The sequence below is a fragment of the Lysobacter sp. FW306-1B-D06B genome, assembly GCF_038446665.1.
Lineage (GTDB): Bacteria > Pseudomonadota > Gammaproteobacteria > Xanthomonadales > Xanthomonadaceae > Lysobacter_J.
Window position 1 is genome coordinate 1,938,412 of the sequence record NZ_CP151802.1, and the last position, 20,029, is coordinate 1,958,440.

The 20,029-nt window shown below is 68.3% G+C and carries 15 protein-coding genes; 7 read left to right on the forward strand and 8 right to left on the reverse strand.

The features are described from left to right. Positions 1-117: 117 nt before the first annotated feature. The 3 genes from AAFF32_RS09025 to AAFF32_RS09035 all read right to left on the reverse strand — a co-directional run bounded on the left by AAFF32_RS09025 (position 118) and on the right by AAFF32_RS09035 (position 3,652). Positions 118-576 carry a cell wall hydrolase gene (locus AAFF32_RS09025; RefSeq protein WP_216959577.1) on the reverse strand — a complete coding sequence of 153 codons (459 nt, stop codon included), beginning with the start codon at positions 574-576 and terminating at the stop codon, positions 118-120. A gap of 468 nt (positions 577-1,044) precedes the next feature. After that, complete coding sequence (locus AAFF32_RS09030) at positions 1,045-3,102, reverse strand: NADPH-dependent 2,4-dienoyl-CoA reductase (protein ID WP_254200350.1); 2,058 nt, start codon at positions 3,100-3,102, stop codon at positions 1,045-1,047. A gap of 199 nt (positions 3,103-3,301) precedes the next feature. After that, positions 3,302-3,652: a hypothetical protein gene (locus AAFF32_RS09035; protein WP_216959571.1), complete on the reverse strand. Its 351-nt coding sequence runs from the start codon at positions 3,650-3,652 to the stop codon at positions 3,302-3,304. Between the two features lie 361 nt (positions 3,653-4,013). Here AAFF32_RS09035 and AAFF32_RS09040 point away from each other — a divergent pair, with 361 nt between their 5' ends. From AAFF32_RS09040 to AAFF32_RS09055, 4 genes are read left to right on the forward strand one after another with little or no spacing between them, the layout of a single operon-like run. After that, positions 4,014-5,573, forward strand: a complete 1,560-nt coding sequence (locus AAFF32_RS09040) for a hypothetical protein (RefSeq protein ID WP_342317095.1) — start codon at positions 4,014-4,016, stop codon at positions 5,571-5,573. Continuing rightward, positions 5,570-6,289 carry a hypothetical protein gene (locus tag AAFF32_RS09045; protein WP_216959564.1) on the forward strand — a complete coding sequence of 240 codons (720 nt, stop codon included), beginning with the start codon at positions 5,570-5,572 and terminating at the stop codon, positions 6,287-6,289. Before AAFF32_RS09040 ends, AAFF32_RS09045 begins: the two co-directional genes overlap by 4 nt. Then, positions 6,282-9,089 (forward strand): AAA family ATPase, encoded by a 2,808-nt coding sequence (locus AAFF32_RS09050; RefSeq protein WP_342317096.1) that lies wholly within the window; start codon positions 6,282-6,284, stop codon positions 9,087-9,089. Before AAFF32_RS09045 ends, AAFF32_RS09050 begins: the two co-directional genes overlap by 8 nt. Positions 9,090-9,099: 10 nt before the next feature. Next, positions 9,100-9,879 (forward strand): fructosamine kinase family protein, encoded by a 780-nt coding sequence (locus AAFF32_RS09055; RefSeq protein ID WP_342317097.1) that lies wholly within the window; start codon positions 9,100-9,102, stop codon positions 9,877-9,879. Between the two features lie 280 nt (positions 9,880-10,159). Here the strand turns inward: AAFF32_RS09055 and AAFF32_RS09060 are convergent, their stop codons facing one another. The 4 genes from AAFF32_RS09060 to AAFF32_RS09075 form a co-directional block, all read right to left on the reverse strand. Continuing rightward, positions 10,160-11,179: a zinc-binding alcohol dehydrogenase family protein gene (locus tag AAFF32_RS09060; RefSeq protein ID WP_342317098.1), complete on the reverse strand. Its 1,020-nt coding sequence runs from the start codon at positions 11,177-11,179 to the stop codon at positions 10,160-10,162. A gap of 199 nt (positions 11,180-11,378) precedes the next feature. Beyond that, positions 11,379-12,407, reverse strand: coding sequence for an aldo/keto reductase (locus AAFF32_RS09065; RefSeq protein WP_216959550.1), 1,029 nt, complete (start codon positions 12,405-12,407; stop codon positions 11,379-11,381). A 44-nt stretch (positions 12,408-12,451) separates the two neighbouring features. Continuing rightward, the gene (locus AAFF32_RS09070) at positions 12,452-13,699 is read right to left on the reverse strand and encodes an SGNH/GDSL hydrolase family protein (RefSeq protein ID WP_342317099.1); all 1,248 of its coding nucleotides are present in this window, start codon (positions 13,697-13,699) and stop codon (positions 12,452-12,454) included. A gap of 130 nt (positions 13,700-13,829) precedes the next feature. Then, positions 13,830-15,089 carry an MFS transporter gene (locus tag AAFF32_RS09075; RefSeq protein ID WP_342317100.1) on the reverse strand — a complete coding sequence of 420 codons (1,260 nt, stop codon included), beginning with the start codon at positions 15,087-15,089 and terminating at the stop codon, positions 13,830-13,832. A gap of 113 nt (positions 15,090-15,202) precedes the next feature. Here AAFF32_RS09075 and AAFF32_RS09080 point away from each other — a divergent pair, with 113 nt between their 5' ends. Further along, positions 15,203-16,120: a LysR family transcriptional regulator gene (locus tag AAFF32_RS09080; protein ID WP_216959541.1), complete on the forward strand. Its 918-nt coding sequence runs from the start codon at positions 15,203-15,205 to the stop codon at positions 16,118-16,120. A gap of 198 nt (positions 16,121-16,318) precedes the next feature. Here AAFF32_RS09080 and AAFF32_RS09085 read toward each other — a convergent pair whose 3' ends face one another. Continuing rightward, complete coding sequence (locus AAFF32_RS09085; protein ID WP_216959538.1) at positions 16,319-17,110, reverse strand: class III extradiol ring-cleavage dioxygenase; 792 nt, start codon at positions 17,108-17,110, stop codon at positions 16,319-16,321. Between the two features lie 135 nt (positions 17,111-17,245). Between AAFF32_RS09085 and AAFF32_RS09090 the strand changes: the two genes are divergently transcribed. Then, complete coding sequence (locus tag AAFF32_RS09090) at positions 17,246-18,709, forward strand: bifunctional 2-methylcitrate dehydratase/aconitate hydratase (protein ID WP_342317101.1); 1,464 nt, start codon at positions 17,246-17,248, stop codon at positions 18,707-18,709. Positions 18,710-18,894: 185 nt separating this feature from the next. Next, positions 18,895-20,001, forward strand: coding sequence for an OmpA family protein (locus tag AAFF32_RS09095; protein ID WP_216959518.1), 1,107 nt, complete (start codon positions 18,895-18,897; stop codon positions 19,999-20,001). Positions 20,002-20,029: the final 28 nt, after the last annotated feature.

Genomic DNA, 20,029 nt, shown 5'->3' on the forward strand with positions numbered 1-20,029 from the left:
CCTTCAACTTCGGCCTGCGGCCTACGCTCGAACGGGGTGTGGATGCCTGTCATGCACAGCCCCTCCCCTTGCGCGAGAGGGACAGGCCGCCGCAGGCGACCCGAAAAAGCGCAGCGCTTACGAGCGCTTCGGCTTCAACGACTGCACCTTATAGAAGGTGTGATCGCCGATCGTCGCCACCTGATACGCCGTGCGCCACGACGGGCTGGCGATCGCATGCGCGGCAAAGTGGCTCGCGCCCGGGACGATCTCCTTGCGCTGGCCGGGCGGCAGGGCCCAGTTGCGCTCGGCGTCGAGGGCGATGGTGACGGCCTCCGCCCACGCCTCGGTGTTGCTCAGGCGCGTGGCAGGCGAGACCAGGGTCGGCGCGAACTGCTTGCGCGCGGTCACCACGTCGCAGACGGTGTTGCCCCACAGCCCGCTGTCACGGCGGCGCAGGGCGACCTCGGCGACCGCCTTCTGGCCGCGGACCGACTGGTCGCGCGCTTCCAGGTAGACGGTGGTGCTCAGGCACAGCGAATCGGCGGTTTGCGGCGGAAGCACAGAGGCCAGCCACAGGATCCAAGCCAGTTTCATCTAATCGGACTCCTTGCTCCGTTGCGCCGATCCGCTTCGAGGTCCGCTTCCTATGAGGAGGACGGCAACCACGGCACGAACCGGCATGGCGTACTGGGGAGGGCAGCGCACTCTACGGCGCGCTTTTGCCCATTCACCAAAGCCGCGCGGAAGATCGGGTGCGCGGGCGGTGAGGGTCGCCGCCCAAGCGGGGCGGCTGAAAAAGTTGGCGCACGGTAGCTTCGCGAATCTAAACGCTACGTGAATACAGGGGACTTGACCGGGGCCTGTCGATCCGGCTGGAAAATCCGACCGGACAGCGCAACTGATTGTTGCGAAAGGATATTTGTCCGGACTGTCGATGCCCGGAAATCCCAACGGCCTGTTCAGCTTCGGAGCGAACCGGTGACCGCGCCGCTGTTTCGACGATGCGGTTTCGTACGTTTGGCAGCCTTGCAGGCCCCGCCCTGCAAGGCTTGCGCAGTTCGGTCAAAGGGCGGCTGCGAGGCGGCTGCCCTGGTTGATCGCGCGCTTGGCATCGAGCTCCGCGGCCACGTCCGCACCGCCGATCACGTGCACCGGAGTGCCTTGCGCCGCCAGCTCATCGGCCAGCGGTTTGAAGGGTTCCTGGCCGGCGCAGATCACCACGTGATCGACCGCCAGCACCTGATCGCTGCCGTCCACGCGCACGTGCAGGCCCTCGTCGTCCACGCCCAGGTATTCCACGCCGCCGAGCATCCGCACCTTCTTGGCCTTCAGCGTGGCGCGGTGGATCCAGCCCGTGGTCTTGCCCAGGCGGGCGCCCGGGCGACCGGGGCTGCGCTGCAGCAGCCAGACCTCGCGCGCGGGCGCCTCGGGCTCCGGCGCGGCCAGGCCGCCGCGGTTGCCGTCGTAGCCCAGGTCCACGCCCCATTCGGCGCGCCAGCGCGCGGGGTCGAGCGCGGCGCTGGGGCCATGTTCGACCAGGAACTCCGCCACGTCGAAGCCGATGCCGCCGGCGCCGATGATCGCCACCTTGCGCCCCGGCACGACGCGCCCGGTGAGCACGTCAATGTAGGAGACGACCTTGGGATGGTCGGCACCCGGGAAATCCACCTCGCGTGGGCGAATGCCCGTGGACAGCACGACCGCGTCGAAGCCGGCCAGCGTGGCGGCCTCGGCGTAGGTGCCCAGGCGGACCTCCACGCCCGTCTGCTCCAGCCGGCGGCCGAAGTAGCGCAGGGTCTCGTGGAACTCCTCCTTGCCGGGGATGCGCTTGGCCAGATTGAACTGGCCGCCGATCTCGCCCGAGGCCTCGAACAGCGTCACGCGATGCCCGCGCTCGGCCGCCACGGCCGCCGTCGCCATGCCCGCCGGGCCGGCGCCGACGACCGCGATGCGCTTCGGATTCGCGGTCGGCGTGTAGTTCAGTTCGGTCTCCGCGCAGGCGCGCGGATTGACCAGGCAGCTGGCGGTCTTGTTCTGGAACACGTGGTCCAGGCAGGCCTGGTTGCACGCGATGCACGTATTGATATCGAGCGCGCGCTGCTCGCGCGCCTTGTTCACCCACTGCGCGTCGGCCAGCAGCGGCCGCGCCATCGACACCATGTCCGCCTCGCCGCGCGCGAGGATGCCCTCGGCGACGTCGGGCATGTTGATGCGGTTGGTCGTCACCAGCGGCACGCGCACGTGCGGTTTCAGCCGCGCGGTGATGCCGGTGAAGGCCGCGCGTGGCACCGAAGTGGCGATGGTCGGGATACGCGCCTCGTGCCAGCCGATGCCGGTGTTGATGAGCGTCGCGCCGGCGGCTTCGATCGCCTTGGCCTGCTGCACGACCTCGTCCCAGGCCAGGCCGTCGTCGACCAGGTCCAGCATCGACAAGCGGTAGACGATGATGAAATCCGGCCCGCAGGCCTCGCGGATGCGGCGCACGATCTCCACCGCGAAGCGCATGCGCTTGCCGGCGTCGCCGCCCCAGGCATCACTTCGCTTGTTGGTGCGCGGCGCGGTGAACTGGTTGAGCAGGTAGCCCTCCGAGCCCATGACCTCGACGCCGTCGTAGCCGGCCTCGCGCGCCATCGTCGCGCTGCGCACGAAGGCGCGGATCTGCCGCTCGACGCCGCCGGCCGACAGGGCGCGCGGCGTGAAGGGGTTGATCGGCGCCTTCAACTTGCTCGGCGCCACCTGCAGCGGGCTGTAGCCGTAGCGGCCGGCGTGCAGGATCTGCAGGCAGATGCGCCCGCCGTGCGCGTGCACCGCGCCGGTCACCTGGCGATGCCGGCTCACCTCCCACGGAAAGCGCATCGTCCCGCCGAAGGGCTTGAGCCAGCCGGCGAGGTTGGGCGAGAAGCCGCCGGTGACGATCAAGCCGACGCCACCGGCCGCGCGTTCGGCGAAGTAGGCGGCGAGCTTGGGGAAATCCGCGGCCTTGTCCTCCAGCCCTGTGTGCATCGACCCCATCAGCACGCGGTTGGGCAGGGTGCAGAAGCCCAGGTCCAGCGGCGCGAACAGGTGCGGGTAGAGCGAGTGCGGCGACTGGACCGAAATCGGCTCCGGGGCCGGGCTCAACGGGCTGGCGATCGTCATGATGAATACGCTGGCGTACGGAAGCCGGCACGATGACGGGAAAGCCGGCGGCGTTCAAGCGCGTTCGTCGGGTCGGGTGCCCGAAGTTGATTGGAGGCCGCCGGAAGCACGAAGCCTCTCGGCCGTCATCTCCCTCCCCTGCAAGCAGGGGGAGGGGCAGAGGCAGGGCAGTCGGCCTATTTCACCCCTCCGGCATCGGCAGGCACTCCATCACCTCCACCGCATCGCCCGGGAAGATCGTGAAGTGCGGGTGGCCTTCGAACATACGCGCCGCGGCCTCGTGTGAGTCCGCCTCGACCACCGTCCAGGCGGCCAGCTCGTTGCGCACGTCGCCCACGCCCTTGGCGCTGATCCGCTTGGTCTTCCCCAACGGGCTGCCGTTGTCGACGATGGCCTTCTGGTGCTTGCCGACCCACTGGCCCCAGGCCTCCATGCCGGCCTTCTCGCGGCGGCTGCGCTCGTCCTCGGACAGGGCCTTCCAGGCGTCCATCGACGCCTGCGAACCCAGGAACACGGCGAGGAATCGTTTCATCAGGTCACTCCTTCGTTGATGAGGGGACGGCAGGTCGTCGGCCCTCCTGCATACGACGAACGGCGCGGGAATGAATCGACAGCAGCAGGCTTTGCGACCGGCGGCGGGTGGGCGGGAGTGATGGAACGGGAAACGTGACACAGCCCGTAGCCCGGGTAAGCGAAGCGCACCCGGGACGTTCGATCCGACGCCCAGACCGATCCGACGCCCCCCCAACCCCGGATGCGGCTGCGCCTTACCCGGGCTACGCCGCAGCCTAGCCCTCGATGGCATGCCTCACTCTCAAATCCGCCCGCCGCGCAAGAGTTGTCTCGCGCCCGCCCCTCACCCACCATGGCTCACCCGTAGTTTCCGGTCCTCCATGGACGACGTTTCCGCACCCCTGCAGGACTATCTGCGCGACGGCATCGTCGCGGCCGATCTGCCCGACCTGCACCCGCTGCTTTCCGCCCGCGACCTCCTGCGCGCCTTCTCGACCCTGTTCCACGGCGGCGAGGAGAGCGTGATGGTGCGCCTGCTGGTGCTGCGTGCCATCGGCGAGCGCGGCGCCGCGCCGGACTGGACCCCGCAGGAACTGCGCGATCACTTCGCCTACCTGGATCCGGTGAAGTTCGACACCGTGCTGGGCCGCCTGCGCGACAACGACCTGCTGCGCTGGGACAACGACACCCAGCGTTACCGCATCAGTCCGGTTGGCCGCCAGGCGCTGTCGTCCATCGGCCTGCTGCTGCAGTTCAACCGCGAAGGCGACGAGCTGGCCTACGTCACCGCGCAGCTTGCCGCCGGCCAGTCGGTCGGCAAGGTGCGCGGCGACGACCTGCAGCACCTGCTGTCGCGCCTCAACGAATACCGCGAGGACTTCGATCAGGCCGTGCTCAGCGGTTCCGAGCACCGCATCCAGCGCGCCGCCGGCACCTTGCAGCAGGTGTGGCAGTGGGTGGAGAAGGGCACGGCGATCGTCAAGGAAATCGCCGCCGACGAAGAACTCGACGCGGCCACGCACCGCGTCGCCCAGCAGATCGGCCGCGCGCAGAGCGCGATGCTGCGGCAGGCCTCGGTGTTCCAGCGTGCGCTGAACCAGCTCGACCGCCACCGCGTGCACATCGGCGCCAGCGGCCTGTCGTCCACCGATGTGAACCGCTACCTGCGCGGCATGGACGCCGACGCGCTCGCCGCGCTGTCGCACGACGCGCTCGCGCACGTGGCCGCGCCGGCCTTCGTGCTGGCGCCCATCGCGCTGGACATCGCCGAGTACGAACTGGTCGAACGCGAGCGCGAAGCGCAGGAAGACGCGTCGCTGCCCCCGGCGCAGAGCGCACCGCACGACACGCAGGCGCCGGTCGCCGAGAACGACTACGCGCACGCCGAGCAGTGGCTGTCGCAGCTGGCATCGCTGGATGCGGACGTGGACACCACGCTGTCGGACTGGGTGCCGCAGGACGGTTTCGCGGTGAGTGCGTACCGATTGTCGCTGCTCGGCCTGATCGGCGACCCCGGCGCGGAGAACCGCAACGGCGTCAGCGCCTCCATCGCGCAACTGCCGCTGCGCTGGAAAGTGGGGACGCAGTTCGAGGACGTGGGTCGCGCGGGCGTGGCGTACATGAGCCGGGCGTGGTTGGTGGGGCAGGGCGATGCAATGGTCGAATCCGGAGCGCGCGATGTATCCGATGGCGACGAATGGCCCCTCCACGGCGACGCCACCACAGCCGATGACGCTGCCGCTCTCCCATCGTCATCCCCGCGAAAGCGGGGATCCAGCGACTTGAAACCCACAAGCGCACAGGGAACAGCGAAGGCACTGGAGAGTGCCGCCGTGCGGCGGACCGAAAGACCCCGCCTTCGCGGGAATGACGAGCAAGAACAAAAGCCGAAGCGGAAGAAGCCCGCGACCTCCGCCGCAACTACCCCGGAACCCCAATGAGCGACCCCACCGCCACCCTGATCGCCCGACTGCTCGCCGAACGCTGGCTGCCGCGCGACGACCACGCGGTGCGCCAGGTCCTGGTCGACGCGGAACTTCGCGACGAACTCGACCGTCGCCTCGCCGCCGCCGGCATGCGCCTGCTCGAACATCCCTACGCTGCATACGTCGCCGTCGGCGTGGCGCGCGCGCAGGAGAACGAAGTCTTCGGAAGCGCACGCGCCTGGGCCGCGAGCAACCTGCAACTGGACCGCGACGCGCTCGCGTTGCTGGTCGTGCTGTGGTCGCTGCTGGTGCTGCCCAAACGCCAGCGCCAGATAGCACGGCAGGAAAGCGATCGCCAGCAGGACCAGGAGCAGATGTTCGCCGAACTCAAGCCGGTGCCCATCGGCCAGGACATGGTCGAGCCCATCAACGAACGCACGCTCGTCGCCGACTTCGGCGACAAGCTCGGCGGCAAGTTCCGCATCAATCTTTCGCTGGGCGCGTTGCAGCGCCACGGCTTCATCGTGCGTCGCAAGGAGCGCATCGCCGAAGGCCCGCTGCTCGACCTGGCCTTCGACTACGAACGCATCGCCAGCCGCGTGATGGACGGCGCGCTGAGTTACGTCGTCGAACAGGCGCGCGCGACGCAGGCCGCCAATGCCGACAGCATCGAGGACGACGACGTGCTCGACACCACCGACGAATCACTGGAGGCGCAGGCCGATGTTTGAGTTCCGCAGCCTCGAAGTCGTGCACTGGGATTACTGGCAGCGCTTCCAGCTGCCGCTGGATGCCTCCGTCATCACCGTCGTCGGCCCGAACGGTTCGGGCAAGACCACGCTGCTCGATGCGCTGCGCACGCTGCTGGCCATCGAGGACCGCGACACCGCGCGCGACTACAAGACCTACCTGCGCCACAACGGCAAGGGCCAGGCCTGGCTGCGCGCCGTCGTCAGCAACCGCCCCGACCGCCGCGGCGGCCGTCCGTTCTTCCCGATCAAGGACGAGGCCGTGACGCTGGCCTGTCGCATCCGTAAGCGTGGCGGCGACTGGTCGCGCGATTACCAGATCGTCGCCGGCGACGTGCCGGTCGAACAGCTCGATCAGGGCGGCGAATGGCTCGGCGTGCGCGACTACCGCGTGCGCCTGGCCGGCGCCGGCCTGACGCGCGCGATCTGCCGCGTGCTCACGCTGGAACAGGGTGCGACCGACAAGCTCTGCCAGCTGTCGCCGCGCGAGCTGCTGCAACTGGTGTTCGACGTGTTCGAAGACAAGGCCGTGCTGGACGAATACCAGCGCGCCAAGAACGAACAGCTCGACGTCGAGAAGGAAATCGAACAGCTGCGCCACGGCCTGGGCGAGCTGCATTTCAAGCTCGAATCGGCGCGCGTGGACGTGCGTTCGTTCGAGGAAGGGCAGGCGCTGCACAACCAGCGCCAGCGCCTGCAGGCCGAGATCGCACCGAAGATCGAACTGGCCGACCTGCGCGCCACACTGGAAGGCGCGCGCCCGCGCCTGACCGGCCTGCGCCGCGCGCTGCGCGAACGCGAACGCGTGCATGCCCAGCTGCGCACGCGCGAGTCCGGTGCGACCGGACAGCGCGACGAGTTGCGTGCCGCCATCGAGCGCGCCCGCGCCGACGTGCGTGCATGCGAGGCCGAATTCACCACCGCACGCGACCACGCGCGCGACGCCGACGTGCTCGTGCGGCGTCGCGACGAACTGGCGCGGGTGCAGGCCCAGCGCGGCGTCGTCGACGTCGAAGCACTGAGCCGCAGCGTCGAGGAAGGCCGCCGCCGCCAGGCGGAACTCAAGCTGGAAGGCGAGCGCGACCGCAAGCGCACGGGCGAGATCGCCGCGCAGGTCGCCGCGCTCAGCGGCGGCGGTCGCATCGTCGAACCGTTCGAACGCGACTTCCGCAACGCGCTGGACGAGGCGGGCATCGAGCACCGCGTGCTCACCGAGCTGGTCGACATCGTCGATCCGAAGTGGTCGGTGGCGGTGGAAGCCGTGCTCGCGCCGTACCGTCACCTGATCGTGCTGGAAAACCCGCGCGATGAAGCCGCCGCGTGGAAGCTCGGCGAACGCATGCAGTACCGCCATTTCGTCGTCGGCGCGCGGGCGCCCGTGGAGAAGGCGACCAAGGGCTCGCTGCTGGAGATCGTGAAGTTCTCCAGCGAGCCGCCGGCGTGGCTGCCCAAGCAACTGGACAAGGTCCAGCGCGTGGAGGACATCGACGACGGCCGCCGACTGCCGAAGGGGCAGGACTGGATCACGCGCAAGGGCTATCTGCGCGAGCACCGCGGCGGTCGCCACATCGGCGGCGGCGCACCGCACTTCGGCAGCGGCGCACGCCAGGCGAGGCTGGAGGAACTGCGCGCCGAGCAGATCGAAATCCAGCAGCGCGCACACGCACGCGAGGACGAACTGAGCGAGTTGGGCAAGCGTGTGGATGCCGAGCAGTCGCGCCTGCTCGGGCTCGACGCGGGGCAGGAGCTGGTGACGCGCGCCGCCGAATTCGCCGACGCCGCCGAGCGCATGCCGGCGATGGCCGAGGCCGCGCAGCAGGCGGGCCTTGCGCTGGCCGAAGCGCGTTCGCGACTGGACGGACTGGAGGCCGAAGACAAGGCCGAAGGCATCGCCGGCGCCACGCGCGCGGGCGAGATCCGTTCGCTCGACAACGAACTGCGCGAGCGCGGCCAGCAGATCGCGCAGGAGCGCTCTCAGCTGGTGCAACGCATCGTCGACTTCCGCAGGAAGCGCGCGCTGATGCCGGTGGCGTGGCGTTCGATCGAGTCGCTGCGACAGGCGCGCGAGGAATACGAAAGCGCCGGCGCGGTGCGTCGCGAGATCGAACGCATCGACGAACGCCTGCAACGCGGCGGTTACATCGTGGATGCGGCCTGCATCGCGATGCGCGACAAGTTTGCTGCCGACCACGACGGACTCGAATCGGCCATTGGCAAGCGCGAGGCGCATCTGCATCGCGCCCGCCGCATCACCGAAGAAGCGCGCGGCGCGTACATGAACGTGCTGCGCGCGACCGTGCGCCGCTACAAGAAGAACCTCGCGTCGCTGGGCGAACTGGCGGGCATCGGTGTCGACGTTGAAATGCCGGAGCTGGTGAACGAGGACGTCGCGCTCGCGCAGGCGGGATTGACGGTGAAGTTCGATTTCGACCGCAAGGGCTGGATCGGCCTGGACGACGGCGAGGCTTCGGGCGGCCAGCAGGTCATGAAGTCGCTGCTGCTGCTCGTCGGCCTGCTGCGCGACGAGGATCAGCCGGGCGGCTTCGTCTTCATCGACGAACCGTTCGCGCATCTGGACGTGTTCAACATCGAGAAGGTCGGCCGCTTCCTGCGTTCGACCGATGCGCAGTACATCCTGACCACGCCGATCACGCACAACCTCAACGTGTTCGAGCCGTCCGACCTGGTGCTGGCCACGAGCAAGCGCCGTGGCGGCAATGCGTGGGCGGAGCCGGTGGCGGTGCTCAAGCGCGATCGTCGCGCCGACGCGGAAGCGGCGTAAGACGCACGCGATGAACACCGGCCGCCAGCAGATCCAGCACACCACGTACCGCAACCTCGCGGTGGTGGTGAAGCGATGGCCGGGCGCGCCGGCGGATTTCTTCAGTGCCGAAGCGGCAGGGCTGGCGACATTGGCCGGTGCGGGCGCGATGCGTGTCCCGCGCGTGCTCGCGCTGGAACCCGAACGCCTGGTGCTGGAGGACCTCGGCGACGGCGTGCAGAAGGACGGCTTCTGGACGAAGGCCGGCGAACGCCTGGCCGCGCAGCATGCGATCGGCAACGCGCGGTTCGGCTTCAAGCGCGACGGTTACTGCGGGCCGACGCCGCAGTCGAATGCGTGGGCGGACGACGGTTGGCGCTTCTTCGCGCAGCATCGTCTATTGCCGCAGGCGCGACGCGCGTTCGATGCAGGGCATCTCGCGGCCGACGACGTGGATGCGGTCGACGCGCTGTGCGCGCGCCTGCACGAGCTGATCCCGCCGCAACCGGCGGTGCTGCTGCATGGCGATTTGTGGCTGGGCAACCTGCATTGCTGTGGCGATGGCGCACCCGCGCTGATCGATGCCGGCGCCGTGCATTTCGGCTGGGCGGAATCGGAGCTGGCGATGCTCACGCTGTTCGGCGCACCGCCGGAGGCGTTCTGGCGTGCCTACGAGGGCATCGCCAAGCCCGCGCCCGACTGGCGCGAGCGCGCGCCGGTTTACAACCTGTACCACCTGCTCAACCACCTCAATCTGTTCGGTGGCAGTTATCTGGGTGGCGTGCGTGAGGTGTTGGCGCGGTTTGTGTGACCCGCCCGGGTGCGCTGCGCTTGCCCAGGCTACGCCGTTTCCCCTCCGTTACCGTCATTCCGACGAAGGCCGGAATCCAGGCCGTCATGCCTCCCGCCCCCTCTTGTCATTCCAGCGAAAGCTGGAATCCATTTGGCTGTTCGCGAGGCACGTGGGCGCTGCGAAGGTCGAGATCAAGATGGATCCCGGCTTTCGCCGGGATGACGGAATTGGGAGACGGCAGGAAATCCCCGCGTCAGGTTGCAGTTGGCGTGCTGCACGCCGGCTGCGCAAGCGCCACTCACCAGCCCGCCAACACCAGCTTCCCGATCGTCGTCCCCGACTCCAAGCGGCGATGCGCCTCGCGCAGATTCTGCGCGTTGATCGGCGACAGCGTGTCGTGATGCGTGCCGCGCAGCTCGCCGGAATCGATCAGCTGGGCGACGCGATCGAGGATGCGGCCCTGTTCGTCCATGTCCGCCGTCTGGAAACGCGGGCGGCCGAACATCATTTCCCAGTGGATGCCGATGCACTTGAACTTGTACGGGTCGCCCAGGCGCACGGGTTCTTTCGGCTCGACGACGAGGCCGACATGGCCCTGCGGCGCGAGCACTTCGCCCAGCTGCTCCCAGTAGCCGCTGGTGTCGTACAGGTTCAGCGCGGCATCGACCGTATCGAATCCGAGCGCCCACAACTGCGGCGCGAGCGGCTGGCGGTGGTCGATGACGTGGTGCGCGCCCATCTCCTTCACCCACGCGATGGTGTCCTCGCGAGAAGCGGTGGCGATGACGGTGAAGCCGGCGCGGCGTGCAAGCTGGATCGCGATCGAACCCACGCCGCCGGCGCCGGCGATGATCAACAGCGTCTTGCCTTTGCCGCCGTTCTCGCTGTCGTAAGGCATGCGCTGGAACAGCAGCTCCCACGCAGTGAGCGCGGTGAGCGGCAGCGCGGCGGCCTGCGCCTGGTCCAACGACGACGGCGGACGACCGACGATGCGCGCATCCACGAGCTGCAATTGCGCGTTGCTGCCCGGACGGGTGATGTCGCCGGCGTAATACACGCGATCGCCGGGCTTGAAAGCCGTGACCTTGTCGCCGACGGCTTCGACGATGCCCGCGGCGTCGTAGCCGAGCACCTTCGGCTGCGCTTCGACCTGCGGTTTGGGCGAGCGTACTTTTGTGTCGACGGGATTGACCGAGACGGCTTCGACGCGCACTAGCAGGTCGTGACCGGTGGGCTTGGGCGGGTCGGGCAGTTCGATATCGACCAGTGACTGCGCGTCGTCGATGGGGAGGTAGCGGGTGAGGGCGATGGCTTTCATTCTGGAACTCCGGCATTTCCTTCTCCCCTTGCGGGAGAAGGTGCCCTGAAGGGGCGGAAGAGGGGGCGCGCGAAGCGCGTGCCTTTACAGCGGCCACACCCCTCTCCCTGGCTCGCTTCGCGAACCTGTCCCTCTCCCGCAAGGGGAGAGGGGCGATCGCCTGGAGGGGAGGGGCGAAGGGAGCGGTGGCCGAACTAACTCACACCGGCGACGGATTCCGCTCCGAGAACCCTGCCTGATGCCAGTACGGATACACCGCCGTGCGCGCGCTGGCTTCGTCCAGCAGCGCGACCTGTTCCGGCGTGAGGTTCCAGCCGACCGCGCCGAGGTTCTGCTTCAGTTGCTCTTCGTTGCGCGCACCGATCACCACGGTCGACACCGTGGGTCGCTGCAGCAGCCAGTTCAGCGCGATCTGCGCAATGGTCTTGCCGGTCTGCTCGGCAACCTTGTCGAGTGCATCGACCACGCGATACAGATGTTCCTCGTCCACCGGCGGGCCGTAGTCGGCGCTGGCGTGCAGGCGGCTCACTTCCGGACGCGGCTGGCCGCGGCGGATCTTGCCGGTGAGGCGCCCCCAGCCCAGCGGGCTCCAAACCACCGCGCCGACGCCCTGGTCGATGCCCAGCGGCATCAGTTCCCACTCGTAATCGCGGCCGATCAGCGAGTAGTACGCCTGATTGGCGACGTAGCGCGTCCAGCCGTGGCGATCGGCGGCGGCGAGCGATTTCATCAGGTGCCAGCCGGAGAAGTTCGACACGCCCAGGTAGCGGATCTTGCCCGCGCGCACGAGGTCGTCGAGCGTGCGCAGCGTTTCCTCCACCGGCGTCTTCGCATCGAAGCCGTGCAGCTGGAACAGGTCGATGTAATCCGTGCCCAGGCGCTTGAGCTGCGCGTCCACGGTGCGCAGCAGGTGGAAGCGCGAGGAGCCCACCGCGTTGGGGTCGTTCTCGTCGAAGCGGAACGTGGCCTTGGTCGAGATCAGCACCTTGTCGCGCCGGCCCTTGATGGCCGCGCCGAGAATGCTTTCGGCCACGCCGCCGGAGTAGACGTCGGCGCTGTCGAACAGGTTCAGGCCGGCGTCCAGGCAGACGTCGATCAGGCGCGACGCTTCGGCCACGTCGGTGTTGCCCCATGAGCCGAACAGTTCGCCTTTGCCGCCGAACGTGCCGGTGCCGAAGCTCAGCGCGGGAACGCGGAAGCCGGAATTGCCGAGATAACGGTAGTCCATCGAATGCATCCTCTGGTGGGGAAAGAGGGGGAGGGAATGCGAACTCAGTCGCGCAGCAGTGCGTCCAGATCGATCGCCTGCGCCATCGCACGGTAGCCCGCGTCGCCCGGATGCAGGTGGTCGCCCGAATCGTACGCTGGCAGGAAGCGTCGCGGGTTTGCCGGGTCGCGCGTGATCGCGTCGAAATCGACGACGGCGTCGAACTCGCCGCTGTCGCGGATCCATGCGTTCACCGCCTGGCGCACGCGTTCCTTGTCGAGGCTGAAGTAGCCGCGCATCGGCGTGTCCTGCAGCGCACCTTCGAACGGCGTCAGCGTGCCACCGACGATGCGCACGCCGTGTGCATGCGCGCGGGCGATGAGCTGGCGGTAGCCGGCGATGAGCTCGTCGGCGCTCGCGATGGGCTCGTCCGGGCCGAGCGGGGTGCCGTGCCAGCCGATATCGTTGATGCCCAGCAGCACGATCACGCTGCTCACGCCGGGCTGGGCGAGCACGTCGCGGTCGAAACGCGCGAGCGCGTTGAGCCCCATGCGGTCGCGCAGCAGGCGCGCACCGGAAATGCCAGCATTGGCGACGGCGACGTTGCGCGGGGCCAATCGTTGCGCAAGCGCATCGGGCCAGCGCGTGTTGGCGTCCATCGTCGCCATGTTGCCGTCGGTGATCGAATCGCCGATGGCGACGACGGTGCGCGCGCCGGGCGTCGGCTCGGTCAGCACGGCGCTGACGAACACGCGCGTGGTGAGCGTGGTGTCGTGCTTGAACTTCACCGCCGCCGTCTGATCGCCCGCACCGACGTACGCGGTCTGGCGCGCATCCCAGTGGAACGTGGCCGGCGCTGTGGGTTCTGGCAGGTGCAGGCTGATCGAGACCTCCGTCAGCGGCGCGACATCGAGTTCGACCGGATCGCTGAGCATCGGTGCGCCGGCGGGGATCGTCACGCTGGACTTGCCGCCGAAGGTGAGCGCGCGGTCGCTGCCGGCGACGATCGTCGCGTCCTTGCCGGCCTTGGCGACATGCGCGGCGCCGATGACAAGCGGCGCGGTGCCGTATTCGTTCGACAGCAATACGCGCACGCGCTTGCCGCCGAGGCTGACGCGCGCGGTCTGGTTCCAGAACTGGAAGGGCAGGTTGGTCGGCAGCGCGAAGTCACCGTCCCAGCGCGGCTGCGGGCTGGTGGTCCAGGTGGGGATCCACGTCGGTTGCGGCGCTTGCGTGGCGTGCAGCGGTGCGAGCGCCGCGAAGGTGAGCAGCGAGGCGGCCATGAAGGCTAGGCGGGCGGAGCGTTTCGACACGGCATTCTCCAGGAGCGAATCCATTCTGATTCCGTCATCCCCGTGAAAGCGGGGATCCAGTGTCTTTGCCCTACGACGGCGCGAGAGTCGCTGGGTTCCCGCTTTCGCGGGAACGACGAGCAAGGCGATATCAGGCGCTTTCGGGCACGCAGTCGACGGGCAGCGCCTGTGCACGCGGCGCGCGGCGTTCGAGCCACACGCTCCACAGTGCCACCAGCAAGCCGGCGACGGTCACGGTCGATGCGACCCAGGTGATCGCCGCCAGCCCCGGCCCGCGGTCGATCACCACGCCGCCCAGCCATGCGCCCATCGCGTTGCCGAGGTTGAATGCGGCGATGTTGAAGCTCGAGGCGAGGTTCTGTCCGGCGCCTTCGGCAAAGCCCAGCACGCGCAGCTGCAGCGGCGACACGGTGGCGAAGGCGGCGATGCCGAGCAGGCCGACGAAGGCGACCATCGCGATCTGGCTGCGCAACGCGAAGCTCATCACCGCCAACACGACGGCGAGCGCCAGCAGCGTGCCGATCAGCGCCGGCGTGGCCTTGCGGTCGGCAAGGCGGCCGCCGAGCAGGTTGCCCACGACCATGCCGCCGCCGAACACGAGCAGGATCGGGGACACCGCGCTTTCGGCGAAACCGGTGAGCTGCGTCAGCAACGGCTGCACGTAGGTGATGACCACGAACACGCCGGCGAAGCCGAGCATCGTCATCAGCAGGCCCAGCAGCACCTGCGGACGCGCGATGGTCGCCAGTTCGTCGCGCAGTGCGACCGGCTCGGCCGTGTCGCGGCTGCGCGGCACCAGCAATGCGATCACGGCGAACGAGATCACGCCCACCGCGCCCATCGCCCAGAACGTCGAACGCCAGCCCAGGTGCAGACCCAGCCACGCGCCGGCAGGCATGCCCAGCAGCGTGGCGAGCGTAAGGCCGGAGAACATGATCGAAATCGCCGAGGCCTTGCGCTCGGCCGGCACCAACCCGGTGGCGACCACCGCGCCGACGCCGAAGAACGTGCCGTGCGTGAGCGAGGTGATCACGCGGGCGATCATCAGCGTGGTGTAGTCCGGTGCCAGTGCGCACGCGATGTTGCCGACGGTGTAGATGCCCATCAGCGCCATCAGCACGGCCTTGCGCGGCATGCGACGCGTGAGCAGCGTCAGGATCGGCGCACCGGCGAACACGCCCAGCGCGTAGCCGGACACGAGCATGCCGGCGGCGGCGATGGAGACATGCAGGTCGGCGGCGACCTGCAGCAGCAGGCCCATGATCACGAACTCGGCGCAGCCGATGCCAAAGGAGCCGGCGGTCAGGGCGTACAGCGCCAGCGGCAGGCGGCCGGTGGGCGCCGGGCCGGGTGCGGCAGAGAGGGAAGCGGGTAGGGAAGGGGCGGCCATGGCGGCGGGTCCTGAGGGAGGACGGCAGCCTAGGGGCTTGAATCTTCTTCGGAAACCGGCAGGATGGCTAATCAGTTTCAATGGATCGTTGAGAATCCACGAAGGAGCCCGCCATGGACCGCATCGGCGACATCGCCCTGTTCCTGCGCGTGCTGGACCTGGGCTCGATCAGCGCGGCAGCGCGCAGCCTGGACCTGTCGGTGGCGGTGGCCAGCCAGCGCCTGAAGCGGCTGGAGCGCGACCTGGGCGTGCGCCTGCTGCACCGGACCACCCGCCGCCTGCACGCCACGCCCGAGGGCGCTGCGCTCGCCGAGCAGGGCCGGCCGCTGGTGGAGGACCTGGAGGCGCTGACCGGCGGGCTGCGCCAGGCGGCCGAGGAGATCACCGGCACGCTGCGCGTGACCGCGTCGGCGTCGTTCGGGCGGCAGTACCTGTCGCCGCTGCTGCCGGAGTTCCTCGCGCTGCACCCGCGCGTGAAGCTGAGCATCAACCTGACCGACCAGATGGTCGATCTGGTGAGTGCCGGCTTCGACATGGCGATCCGCATCGGCGCGCTGGACGACTCCTCGCTGGTGGCGCGCAAGCTCGCGGTGAACCAGCGCGTGCTCTGCGCCTCGCCGGACTACGTGCGCCGCCACGGCATGCCGAGCACACCGCAGGAACTGACCGAACACGAATGCGTGCTGCTGGTCGGCACGCAGGGGCGGCAGGACGTGTGGCGCTTCGGCGACGGCGCCGGGGGCGAAATCGCGGTGCGCGTGCGCGGGCACATGGAAACCAACTACGGCGAGCTCGTGCGCGATGCCGTGGTGGCGGGACTGGGCATCGCCATCCATTCGAGCTGGCACGTGTGCAACGACCTGCGCGAAGGGCGCCTGGTGCAGGTGCTGGCCGATTACCCGATTGCCGAAAGCGGCATCTACGCCGTCATGCCGCAGCGCAGGCTCGTACCACCGCGCGTGCGGGCGTTTGCGGATTTTCTGGCGGAGCGGTTCTTGGATCCGCCGTGGGAGAGTTGTCTGCGCAGGTGAGTACTGGCGCCCTTCTCCCGCCGGAAAAGAGGTTCCGGTGAGGAGTGGGAGGTCGCTATTCCGTTCGTCCTGAGCGTAGGCGCGACGCGCCGAAGTCGAAGGGCGAGCGGACCTCAACCGTGATGTGCCGTCCACCCTTCGACTTCGGCCTGCGGCCTACGCTCAGGGCGAACGGTGTCGGGCGACCTGCATCGCCGCTCACTCGAACGCAAACGCATCCAGTGCGAGCGACCCGAACTCATGCGAGCGATGCAGCGTGCGCGCGGTCGGTGCCGAGCCGCCGGCGCCGAGCGCGACGAACAACGGCATCAGATGCTCCACGGTCGGATGCGCGTGATGCGCGTGCGGCGCGCGCGCCTGCCAGTCGAGCAGCGCATCGATGTCGCCCGCGTCCAGCTGTTCGTGCATCCACTGCGCGAACTCACTCGCCCACGGTGCGAACGGCGCGTCCGGATGCTGCCAGTCCAGATCGCCGAGGTTGTGCACGAATCCGCCCGAACCGACGATCAGCACGCCCTCGTCGCGCAGCGGCGCGAGTGCGCGGCCGAGTGCGAAGTGCTGTGCGGCGTCGCCGTGCGGCATCACGGATAGCGGCACCACCGGCACGTCGGCATCGGGATACATGCGACGCAGCGGCACCCAGACGCCGTGGTCGAGGCCGTGGTTCTCGCGCACGCGTGCGGGCAGGCCGGCGACGGCGAGACGTTCGGCGATGTCGATGGCCAGATCCGGCGCGCCTGGCGCGGGGTAGCGGATCTCGTACAGCGGCGCGGGAAAACCGCCGAAGTCGTGCACGGTATGCGGTTGCAGGTGGCCGCCGACCATCGGCCGCTCGGTCATGAAATGCGCGGAAGCGACCACGATCGCCTTGGGCCAGGGCAACTGGCGGCCAAGACCGTCGAGGAAACGGCCGGCAGGGGAATCCTGCACGGCGAGCATCGGCGAGCCGTGTGAGAGGAACAGGCTGGGCAGGTGGCTGGGAGCGTCCATGTCGATAAGGGTGTGCCTGTGCCGTGGCTTTTCCAAGCGTGCCCTGCGCGTCGGTGCGTTCCGTCCACGGCGGCTTCACGGCGGGGCCGCACTCGGTGGACCACGCTACGCGCTTGCCGTCGTGGACCCCACCGCATGAGCCACGCTCCGATCCGTTCCGCCGTCCGCCCGCCGCCGGATGCCCCGATGACGCAGGTCGCCGACTACGTCCTCGACCCCGCCGTGGGATCGCGCGAGGCCTACGAGACCGCGCGCTTCATGCTGCTGGATTCGCTCGCCTGCGCGGCATTGGCGATGGACCATGCCGAGTGCGTGAAGCATCTCGGACCGCTAGTACCCGGTGCGCAGATGCCCGGCGGCGCGCGCGTGCCGTACACGCGGTACCGGCTCGATCCCGCGCAGGCTGCCTACAACATCGGCACGCAGATCCGCTGGCTCGACTTCAACGACACCTGGCTCGCCGCCGAGTGGGGGCATCCCTCCGACAACCTGGGCGCGATCCTCGCCGTCGCCGACTACCTGGGCCATCAGGCGCAAGCGCAGGGCAAACCGGCGATGACCGTGCGCGAAGTGCTGGGCTGGGCGATCAAGGCGCACGAGATCCAGGGCGGCTATGCGCTGCGCAACGCCTTCAACCGTGTCGGGCTGGACCACGTCATCCTGGTTCGCCTGGCATCGACGGCGGTGGCGACGGCGATGCTCGGCGGCAACCGCGAACAGATCATCACCGCCGTCTCGCACAGCTGGATCGACAACGGTGCGCTGCGCACCTACCGGCATGCGCCCAACACGGGGCCGCGCAAGAGCTGGGCGGCGGGCGACGCATGCCGCCGCGCGGTGATCCATGCGCTCAATGCGCTCAAGGGCGTGGTCGGCTATCCCAGCGCGCTGACGGCGCCGACGTGGGGCTTCTACGACGTCGCCTTCGACGGCAAGCCGTTCGAGTTCGAACGCCCCTTCGGCAGCTACGTGATGGAGAACGTGCTCTTCAAGATCAGCTTCCCCGCCGAGTTCCATGCCCAGACGGCGGTGGAGTGCGCGATGCAGTTGCACCCCTACGTGGCGTCCAAGCTGGCGCGCGGGGGCGTGGATGCCGTGGAGCGCATCGCCATCGAAACCCAGCAGGCCGCGCTTCGGATCATCGACAAGACCGGCCCGCTGGCCAATTACGCCGACCGCGACCACTGCCTGCAGTACATGGTGGCCGCTCCGCTGCTCTTCGGCCGTCTTACCGCGGAGGACTACACCGATGCCGTCGCGGCCGATCCCCGGATCGATGCGCTGCGTGCCCGGACCACCGTCGTCGAAAACCCCCGGTTTACCCAGGAGTACTTCGATCCCGACAAGCGGTATATCGGCAATTCCGTTCAGGTGTTCTTCAAAGATGGAACATCGACGCCGAACGTGTGCGTCGATTATCCGATCGGCCACCGTCGGCGGCGCAGCGAAGGCATGCCGGTACTGATGCGCAAGTTCGAGGACGCGATCGCCTCGAAATTGCCTGAAATGCAGGCTCGCACGCTGTTGACGCTGGCGTCGTCTCCAGGTGGATTCGACGCCATGCCGATCACGCAATTCATGGCGTTGTTCGACAGATGAACTGCTTCCAAGTCGAAAAAACAGCCCCGGGAACTCTCATGTTTGTTAGTTCACCGTTAACACCGCTTTCACATCTGCAAACTTAACCTGCGTCCCGATGGCGTCGTAGGGCGGCCGTCAACCATGGAACGCCATGGGGACATCGCAGGCGCCGTTCCCGATTTTCTGATCAAGGAGCTTGATACATGAATAAGAAACTCCTCTGCGCCGCCCTGCTGGGTGGTCTGAGTCTGGTCCAGGTCGCCAATGCACAGGTCGCCGACGACCGCTGGTACCTGACCGGATCGGCCGGCATGAACATCCAGGACAACGACCGCGATACGCGCAACGCGCCGTTCGGCACGCTGGGCGTGGGCAAGTTCCTCAACGACAACTGGTCGCTCGACGGTGAACTGAACTATCAGAACCCGAACTTCGACGACAACCAGGATCTCAACTGGTCGCAGTACGGCATCTCGTTCGATGCACGTCGCTTCTTCAACGCCGAAGGCCGCAACTGGGCGCCGTACGTCCTGATGGGCCTGGGCTACCAGCGTTCGGAAGCCGAGTTCGACCGCTTCCCGGATCCGAACTCGCCGGGCGAAGACAAGGAAGGCAACGTCGCCGCGAAGGTCGGCGTCGGTATCCAGAGCGCCCTGGCCGGCAAGCGCGCTGCCATCCGCACCGAACTGGCCTATCGCGCCGACTTCGACGATCGCGACTTCAGCTCGCGGCCGGGCGGTGTCACCGCCGATGACGGCGACGACTGGTACGGCGATCTGCTGGCGTCGGTCGGCGTCGTGATCCCGCTGGGGGCCCCGACCGTGGCTCCGCCGCCGGCTCCGGCCGCGCCGAGCTGCGCGGATCTGGACGACGACGGCGACGGCGTCAACAACTGCGACGACAAGTGCCCGGACTCGCAGGCCGGCCAGACGATCGGTCCGGACGGTTGCCCGGTGCCGGTGTCGATCGACCTGAAGGGCGTGAACTTCGACTTCGACAAGGCGACGCTGCGTCCTGACGCGATCTCGATCCTGTCGGAAGCGACGGAGATCCTGAAGCGTTATCCGGAGCTGAAGGTCGAAGTGGCCGGCCACACCGACCAGTGCGGCAAGGACGACTACAACCAGAAGCTGTCCGAGCGCCGCGCCACCGTGGTGTACGACTACCTGACCACCAACGGCGTCGACGCCTCGCGTCTGGCCGGTCCGATCGGCTACGGCGAGAGCCGTCCGCTGGAAGACATGGGTCAGGCCTTCCCGGGCTGCAAGAGCGAGAAGAACCGTCGTACCGAGTTGAACGTCCAGAACTAAGGGGACGTCGCGGGGAACCGCACTTCGA

What these genes read in the sequence shown, in the direction of transcription:
- AAFF32_RS09025 (WP_216959577.1), bottom strand. Translation starts at nt 576, where the DNA reads ATGAAACTGGCTTGGATCCTGTGGCTGGCCTCTGTGCTTCCGCCGCAA.
- AAFF32_RS09065 (WP_216959550.1), bottom strand. Translation starts at nt 12,407, where the DNA reads ATGGACTACCGTTATCTCGGCAATTCCGGCTTCCGCGTTCCCGCGCTG.
- AAFF32_RS09055 (WP_342317097.1), top strand. Translation starts at nt 9,100, where the DNA reads ATGAACACCGGCCGCCAGCAGATCCAGCACACCACGTACCGCAACCTC.
- AAFF32_RS09035 (WP_216959571.1), bottom strand. Translation starts at nt 3,652, where the DNA reads ATGAAACGATTCCTCGCCGTGTTCCTGGGTTCGCAGGCGTCGATGGAC.
- AAFF32_RS09080 (WP_216959541.1), top strand. Translation starts at nt 15,203, where the DNA reads ATGGACCGCATCGGCGACATCGCCCTGTTCCTGCGCGTGCTGGACCTG.
- AAFF32_RS09040 (WP_342317095.1), top strand. Translation starts at nt 4,014, where the DNA reads ATGGACGACGTTTCCGCACCCCTGCAGGACTATCTGCGCGACGGCATC.
- AAFF32_RS09045 (WP_216959564.1), top strand. Translation starts at nt 5,570, where the DNA reads ATGAGCGACCCCACCGCCACCCTGATCGCCCGACTGCTCGCCGAACGC.
- AAFF32_RS09095 (WP_216959518.1), top strand. Translation starts at nt 18,895, where the DNA reads ATGAATAAGAAACTCCTCTGCGCCGCCCTGCTGGGTGGTCTGAGTCTG.
- AAFF32_RS09085 (WP_216959538.1), bottom strand. Translation starts at nt 17,110, where the DNA reads ATGGACGCTCCCAGCCACCTGCCCAGCCTGTTCCTCTCACACGGCTCG.
- AAFF32_RS09050 (WP_342317096.1), top strand. Translation starts at nt 6,282, where the DNA reads ATGTTTGAGTTCCGCAGCCTCGAAGTCGTGCACTGGGATTACTGGCAG.
- AAFF32_RS09075 (WP_342317100.1), bottom strand. Translation starts at nt 15,089, where the DNA reads ATGGCCGCCCCTTCCCTACCCGCTTCCCTCTCTGCCGCACCCGGCCCG.
- AAFF32_RS09090 (WP_342317101.1), top strand. Translation starts at nt 17,246, where the DNA reads ATGAGCCACGCTCCGATCCGTTCCGCCGTCCGCCCGCCGCCGGATGCC.
- AAFF32_RS09060 (WP_342317098.1), bottom strand. Translation starts at nt 11,179, where the DNA reads ATGAAAGCCATCGCCCTCACCCGCTACCTCCCCATCGACGACGCGCAG.